General features: G+C 73.3%; 7 protein-coding genes. 3 read left to right on the forward strand and 4 right to left on the reverse strand.

The features are described 5' to 3' along the window. The first annotated feature begins 23 nt into the window (after positions 1-23). Positions 24-656: a hypothetical protein gene (locus ACFYWL_RS26980; RefSeq protein ID WP_386978109.1), complete on the forward strand. Its 633-nt coding sequence runs from the start codon at positions 24-26 to the stop codon at positions 654-656. Between the two features lie 181 nt (positions 657-837). Next, on the forward strand, positions 838-2,199 hold the full coding sequence (locus tag ACFYWL_RS26985; RefSeq protein WP_386978112.1) for a hemolysin family protein: 1,362 nt from the start codon (positions 838-840) through the stop codon (positions 2,197-2,199). Positions 2,200-2,202: 3 nt separating this feature from the next. On the opposite strand, the gene ACFYWL_RS26990 is transcribed toward ACFYWL_RS26985, so the two are convergent. From ACFYWL_RS26990 to ACFYWL_RS27005, 4 genes are all read right to left on the reverse strand, one after another. Then, positions 2,203-2,607: a PRC-barrel domain containing protein gene (locus ACFYWL_RS26990; protein WP_386978115.1), complete on the reverse strand. Its 405-nt coding sequence runs from the start codon at positions 2,605-2,607 to the stop codon at positions 2,203-2,205. Further along, the gene (locus ACFYWL_RS26995; protein ID WP_386978139.1) at positions 2,594-2,968 is read right to left on the reverse strand and encodes a hypothetical protein; all 375 of its coding nucleotides are present in this window, start codon (positions 2,966-2,968) and stop codon (positions 2,594-2,596) included. The genes ACFYWL_RS26990 and ACFYWL_RS26995 overlap by 14 nt, the downstream gene beginning before the upstream one ends. A 2-nt stretch (positions 2,969-2,970) precedes the next feature. Continuing rightward, on the reverse strand, positions 2,971-4,203 hold the full coding sequence (locus ACFYWL_RS27000) for an NRAMP family divalent metal transporter (protein WP_386978118.1): 1,233 nt from the start codon (positions 4,201-4,203) through the stop codon (positions 2,971-2,973). Between the two features lie 111 nt (positions 4,204-4,314). Beyond that, complete coding sequence (locus ACFYWL_RS27005; RefSeq protein ID WP_386978141.1) at positions 4,315-4,695, reverse strand: PaaI family thioesterase; 381 nt, start codon at positions 4,693-4,695, stop codon at positions 4,315-4,317. A gap of 105 nt (positions 4,696-4,800) precedes the next feature. Here ACFYWL_RS27005 and tyrS point away from each other — a divergent pair, with 105 nt between their 5' ends. After that, positions 4,801-6,087: a tyrosine--tRNA ligase gene (gene tyrS / locus ACFYWL_RS27010; protein ID WP_386978144.1), complete on the forward strand. Its 1,287-nt coding sequence runs from the start codon at positions 4,801-4,803 to the stop codon at positions 6,085-6,087. The last annotated feature ends 536 nt before the right edge of the window (positions 6,088-6,623 follow it).

The raw sequence follows: 6,623 nt of genomic DNA on the forward strand, positions 1-6,623 counted from the left end.
TGGGCGGGCACTAGTCTCGCGGGGTGAACTGGCTGGACATGATCGGCTGGACCGGATCCGCGCTGCTGGTCTGGTCGCTGCTTCAGGCGCGCATCCTCCGCCTGCGCGCGCTCAACCTCGTCGGCTGCGTCGTGCTGATCGGCTACAACGCCGCCCTCGCCGTGTGGCCGATGGTCGGGCTGAACGTCGTGCTCGCCGTCATCAACGTGTGGTACCTGCGCAGGATGCTCGCGACCCGGCACGACGAGCAGACGTACCAGGTGGTCGAGGTCGGCGTCGACGACCAGTTCCTGGCACACACCCTGCGCGTGCACGCCGCCGACATCGCCCGGTTCAACCCCGGCTTCCACTGGGGCGAGCACACCGCCCGCCGCTCCGCGTTCCTGGTGGTCCGCGCCGACGAGGTGGTCGGGGTGGTCCTCGCGCACGCCGAGGGCGGCGACACCGCCCAGGTCGACCTCGACTACGTCACCCCGCCGTTTCGTGACTTCACCCCCGGCGAGTTCGTCTACCGGCGCAGCAGCCTGTTCACCGACCGGGGTTTCCGCCGCGTGGTCAGCCCGCCCGGCATGGTCGCCCCCTACTACCACCGGCTCGGCTTCCGCGCCGAGGACGACGCGTACGTGCTCGACCTGCCCGCCGCCGCCCGGGCCTGACCGTCCCCGACGGCGCGGCCGGCCGGCGGACACACCGGGCCTGGCCCGCGCTCGGCGGCCCGGAGGATTCGCCGACCCGCCGACGGGGCAAAGAGGGGCGTACGCCGGCCCGGGCCCGCCGGACGGCGTCACCACCGGTCGTCGCCGACCGGGGCCGTCGGAGCGAGGGAGAGAACCGGGCGTGCAGAGCTACTGGAGCCAACTGGCCCTGGTCGGAGTCCTGGTCGTCCTCAACGCGATCTTCGCCGGCAGCGAGATGGCGCTGGTCTCGCTGCGCGACAGCCAGGTCCAGCGACTCGAACGCACCGGCCGGGCCGGCCGGGTGCTGGCCCGCCTCGCCAAGGACCCGAACCGCTTCCTCGCCACCATCCAGATCGGCATCACCCTCGCCGGCTTCCTCGCCTCGGCCGCCGCGGCGGTCTCCCTGGCCAAGCCCCTCGTGCCGCTGCTCGGCGTGTTCGGCTCCGCCGCCGAGACGGTCGCGATCGTCGCGGTCACCCTGGTGCTGACGTTCGTCACCCTCGTCTTCGGCGAGCTGGCCCCCAAGCGGATCGCCATGCAGGCCGCCGAGCGCTGGGCGCTGCTGGTGGCCCGCCCCCTGGACCTGCTCGCCAGCCTCACCCGCCCCGCCGTCTGGGCGCTCGGCGCGACCAGCGACCTGGTGGTCCGCCTCGTCGGGCTCGACCCCCGGCACGAGCCGGACGAGATCGGCCCGGACGAGCTGCGCGACATCGTCGCCGGCAACCACGGCTTCACCAAGGAACAGCGGACCATCATCGCCGGGGCGGTCGAGATCACCGACCGGCGGCTGCGCGCGGTGCTCGTACCCCGGTTGCAGGTCTTCACGCTCGACAGCGGCACCACGGCGGAGGCCGCGCGGCTGGTGCTGGCCGCCACCGGGCACTCCCGCGCGCCGGTGGTGCGCCACAGTGGCCTCGACGACGCCGTCGGCGTGATCCACCTGCGCGACCTGGTCGGGGTGCCCGACGACCGGCCCGTCGACGAGTGCGCCCGCCCGCCGATGCTGCTGCCCGACTCGCTGCCGGTGGTCGACGCGCTGCGCCAGTTCAAGGCGGAACGGCAGCACATCGCCCTGGTCGTCGACGAGCGTGGCGCGGTCGACGGGATCGTCACCCTGGAGGACATCCTCGAGGAGATCGTCGGCGAGATCTACGACGAGACCGACCGGGACGTGCGCGCCGTGCGCACCGAGGCCGACGGCGCGATGCTGCTGCCCGGCACCTTCCCCGTGCACGACCTTGTCGACGTCGGCGTCGAGCTGCCCGGCCGCCCCTCCGGCGACTACACGACGGTCGCCGGCCTGGTCCTGACCCTGCTGGGGCACATCCCCACCGTGCCCGGGGAGGACGTCGCCATCGACGGCTGGGCCCTTGAGGTCGCCGACATCGACCAGCGGGCCATCACGGCGGTACGGCTGCGCCGCGTCCCCGCCCCGGCCGAGCCCGACGCCGACGCACAGCCCGACACGGAATCCGACACGGAGCCCGACGCCCAGCCCGCCCTCGACCCGGCCCGGGGCTGACCCTCAGCCCGGCCCCTCCGGCCCCTCCGGCCCCGCCGGTCCCTCCGGCTGCGCAGGCGGCCCCTCCGACGGTGGTGGCTGCCCCGGATGCGGCTGCCCCGGCTGCGCCGCGCCGAACGGGAAGCCGGGCACGGGCGGCACCAACCGGACCGCGTCGGCGGGCACCTGGCGGCTGCTGCCGCTGAGCGCCCGGGCGACCAGGCGGATCAGCCACGGCCCCGACGGGTGCCGCTCCGCGCCGATCAGCCGCCCGCTGACCCGGGCGTACCAGCGCCCGGCGACGACCACGTCGGTCAGCCGCAGCCGCCCGTCGGGGACCGCGCCGCGCACCACCACGTCCACCACCCGGCCCAGCCGCCGGCCGTGCAGGTCGTACGCGGTGCGGCCGAGCAACTCACCCGCCCGCACGCTCGGCCCCCGGGATCCGGTCGATCAGGTGCCGGCGCAGCCACTGCTCCACCGGCGAGGGGGGCAGGTCGTCGAGGCAGGCCCGCAGCCGCACCGCGCTGTCCACCCGGTCCACCAACCGGTACGGGATGCGCAGCGGCGTCACCGCCCGGTCCTCGGTGAACCGGGCGGCCACCGCGACGAGGAGCCGCCCGATCCGGCCGCCGATCCGCTGCCCGAGCGCACCCTGCCCGGTCAGCAGCGCGGCCACGTACGGCACGCCGTCGCCGTCGACGCCGAACTCCACGTCGTCGACCTTGCCGACGAGCCGGCCGTCGCGGTCGACGATCTGCCGGTCGAGCAGTTGCCGGCCGAGCTGCATCCTCACCGGCCCATCCCCATCCCCGTCACCACCGCCAGCGGGACCGCCGCCACCGACGCGACCACGATCACCAGCAGGAACACCGCCCCCAGCAGGTTCGCCAGCGGCCCGTTCACCCGGTCGCCCAGGTACGTCCGGTCGTTGGCCACGATCAGGATCGGCAGGTACGTCAGCGGCAGCACCACCGCGCTGAGGACCAGCATGTACTCCGTCAGGGTCACCGGGTCGATCGTCGTCAGCAGCACCAGCACCCCGAGCAGGACGCTGGCCAGCAGCACGCTGTGGAACCGGGCCGCCTCGCGGGGGCTCACCCACTTGCCCCACTGCCAGCCGAAATACTGGGCGGCGGCGTACGCGGCGGACAGCCCCGTCTCCAGCGCGGCGCCGAACGTGACGGCGAAGAACGCCAGCGCCGCCACCGCCAGCCCCGCCGCCCCGAACGCGAGGACGGCCGGCTGCGCCACCTGGGTGAGCGAGTCCGGCGACGCCCCGCCCGGGTGGTACACGACCGCCGCCGTGGCGATCAGCGACAGGGCGAGGAACCCGCCCACCGGGAACCCGACCAACACGCTGGACCGGGCGTCGGCCAGGTCGGCGGCGCTCCACCGCTCCTCCACGCCGCCCGAGGAGAAGAAGAACACCTCGTACGGGCTGACCGTGGAGGCGAACAACGCCACCGCCACGAACCAGTACGCGCCCCAGCCCTGCCCCGCCGCCCCGCCGTGCACCGCCGAGCGCCCGAGCTCCGCCCAGTTGGTGGGCAGCCAGAACAGCGCCACCGCGAACCCCACCAGGGCCAGCCCCGCCAGGCCGAACACCCGCTCCATCAGCTGGAAGCGCATCCGCCACAGCACCAGCCAGACCGCCGCCGCGGCCACCGGCACCCAGAGCAGATAGCTCAGCCCGGAGGCCAGTTGCAGGGCCAGCCCCACGCCGCCCAACTCGGCGGCGAGGGTCAGCACGGTCACCAGGTAGGACGCCACCAGGTTCAGCAGCGCCACCCGGGGCCCCAGCCGCTCCCGGACCAGGTCGAACACCGCCCGGCCGCTCACGGCCGCGACCCGGCCGGCCATCTCGGCGTACGCGCAGATGCCCACCACCCCGAGCAGCAGCACCCAGGCGTGCGCCATGCCGAAGCGCGCCCCCGCCTGGCTCGCCGCCACCAGGTCCCCGATGTCCACGAACCCGCCGACGGCGGAGAGCACGCCGAGCGTCGCGGCGAGGAGCTTCCTCACCTCGGGCGCGGGTCGACGGGTGCCATCGCCGCGACGATATAGGGACGTAACGCGCCTCAGGCACCGAAACGCCCGTCAGGCCCTAATCGGGCAGCGGCGCGGGGGCGAGGGTCAGCCCACGAGGTTCTGGAGACGCACCTGGCCCCGGGAGACCAGCCGCCCCGCGTCGTCGGAGATCTCCACCTGCCAGAGCTGCTGGCTGCGGCCCCGGTGCACCGGGGTGCCCACGGCCGTCAGCTCGCCCTCGCGGACCGCACGCAGGAAGTCCGTCTGGTTCGACACGCCGACCACCCGGCCCTGCGGGCCCAGCCACAGCGCCCCGCCGACGCTCGCGGCGGTCTCCACCACCGCGCAGTAGACCCCGCCGTGCTGAATGCCGTACGGCTGGTGCAGGTCCGGGCGGACCAGCCAGCGGATGACGACCCGGTCGGCGCTCGCCTCGTCGAACTTCAGGCCGAGCAGGGCGACGAAGCCCCCGGTCAGCTCGGGCATCTCCACGGCGGCTCCTCCTCGCCTCGGGAGGGCCAGCGTAGCCAACCGTGATCAGCGGCAAACCCGGTACCAGCCGGTTCCGGCGATGGGGGAGAATCGGTGACCGTGACCGACAGCAGCCTCCCGCCGACCGGGCGGGACTCTCTGACCGAAGACCTGCGGTGGCGGGGCCTCATCCAGGACTCGACCGGCCTCGACGAGCTGCGCGCGCTGCTCGACGGCGGGAGCGCCACCTTCTACGTGGGCTTCGACCCGACGGCGGCCAGCCTGCACGTCGGCCACCTCATGCAGGTCGCCACCGCCCGTCGTCTCCAGCTCGGCGGGCACCGGCCGCTGCTGCTCGTGGGCGGGGCCACCGGGCAGATCGGCGACCCGAAGGAGAGCGCCGAGCGCACGCTCAACCCGCCCGAGGTGGTGGCCGGCTGGGTCGACCGCATCCGCGACCAGCTCTCGCCCTTCGTGTCCTACGCCGGCGAGAACGCGGCGCGGCTGGTCAACAACCTGGACTGGACTGGCGAGATGTCGGTGGTCGAGTTCCTCCGCGACGTCGGCAAGCACTTCCCGGTCAACAAGATGCTGGCCCGGGAGGTGGTGAAGGCCCGGCTGGAGACCGGCATCAGCTTCACCGAGTTCAGCTACCAGCTGCTCCAGTCCCACGACTTCTACGAGCTGCACCGCCGGCACGGCTGCCAGCTCCAGTTCGGCGGCTCCGACCAGTGGGGCAACATCACCGCCGGGGTCGACTACGTCCGGCGACGGGGGGCCGGCCCCGTGCAGGCGTTCGTGACGCCGCTGGTGACCAAGGCCGACGGCACGAAGTTCGGCAAGACCGAGGGCGGCGCCGTCTGGCTCGACCCGCAACTGACCAGCCCGTACGCGTTCTACCAGTTCTGGCTCAACGCCGACGACCGGGACGTGGTCCGCTACCTGCGCTACTTCAGCTTCCGCTCGCGGGACGAGATCGAGCAGCTGGAGAAGGAGACCGCGGAGCGGCCGTCGGCCCGGCTGGCCCAGCGGGCCCTCGCCGAGGAGCTGACCGCCCTCGTGCACGGCGAGCGGGAGATGGCCCAGGCCGTCGCCGCCAGCCAGGCCCTCTTCGGCCGGGGTTCGCTGGACGACCTGACCCCGGAGACGCTGCGGGCGGCCCTGACCGAGGCCGGGCTGGTGCACGTCGACGAGTTGCCCGACGTCGCCGGGCTGCTGCGGGAGTCGGGTCTGGTGCCGAGCGCCAAGGAGGCGCGTCGGGTGATCGCCGAGGGCGGCGCGTACGTCAACAACACCCGGATCACCGAGGTGGACGCGCGGCCGACCCCGGAGGACCTGCTGCACGGCCGGTACCTGGTCCTGCGGCGCGGGAAGAAGTCGTTCGCCGGCGTGGAGCTGCGCGGATAGCGGCGCGTGGGAAGTGTGACGCGGGACGCCCCCGGCGGATTTGACGACCAATCCGTCGGGGGCGTAACTTTCTCTCTGCCAGCGCGGAACGGGCGAAACGGGGCGGAAAGCCCCCGAGGCCGGAGCGCGGCGATCGACATCGAGTCACGACGGGACTACCCGTCATGATTCGGTCCGGGCGGTGCCCCGGATCTGCCGCAGGGCGGATTTGGTGAGGCGAGACCGACCGGGTAAGGTTCACCGCCGGTAGGGAACCGGGCGAGCGTGCGGGAGACCGCAGCGGCCGGCCTGCCGGAAACCACGGGTGAAGCCGGCGCAAGCCGGTGAGCGAGTGGTGCCCGTAATTCGGGTGGAAGCGGGTCGGATCGGGATTCTCCGGTTTGACAGTGCGGAAACCGGAGGGTAACGTAGTAAAAGTGCCCGGCGCGGAAGCGGGGGGCGCGGATGGAACGAGATGCCCCGGATGGGGCCCCCGGGTGTGGGGGTTTCGGATGGTGTGTGGTTGTTCTTTGAGAACTCAACAGGGTGCTTGATAA

The sequence above is a fragment of the Micromonospora sp. NPDC002575 genome, from assembly GCF_042889525.1.
GTDB lineage: Bacteria > Actinomycetota > Actinomycetes > Mycobacteriales > Micromonosporaceae > Micromonospora > Micromonospora carbonacea.

What these genes read in the sequence shown, in the direction of transcription:
- ACFYWL_RS27005 (WP_386978141.1), bottom strand. Translation starts at nt 4,695, where the DNA reads ATGCCCGAGCTGACCGGGGGCTTCGTCGCCCTGCTCGGCCTGAAGTTC.
- ACFYWL_RS26995 (WP_386978139.1), bottom strand. Translation starts at nt 2,968, where the DNA reads ATGCAGCTCGGCCGGCAACTGCTCGACCGGCAGATCGTCGACCGCGAC.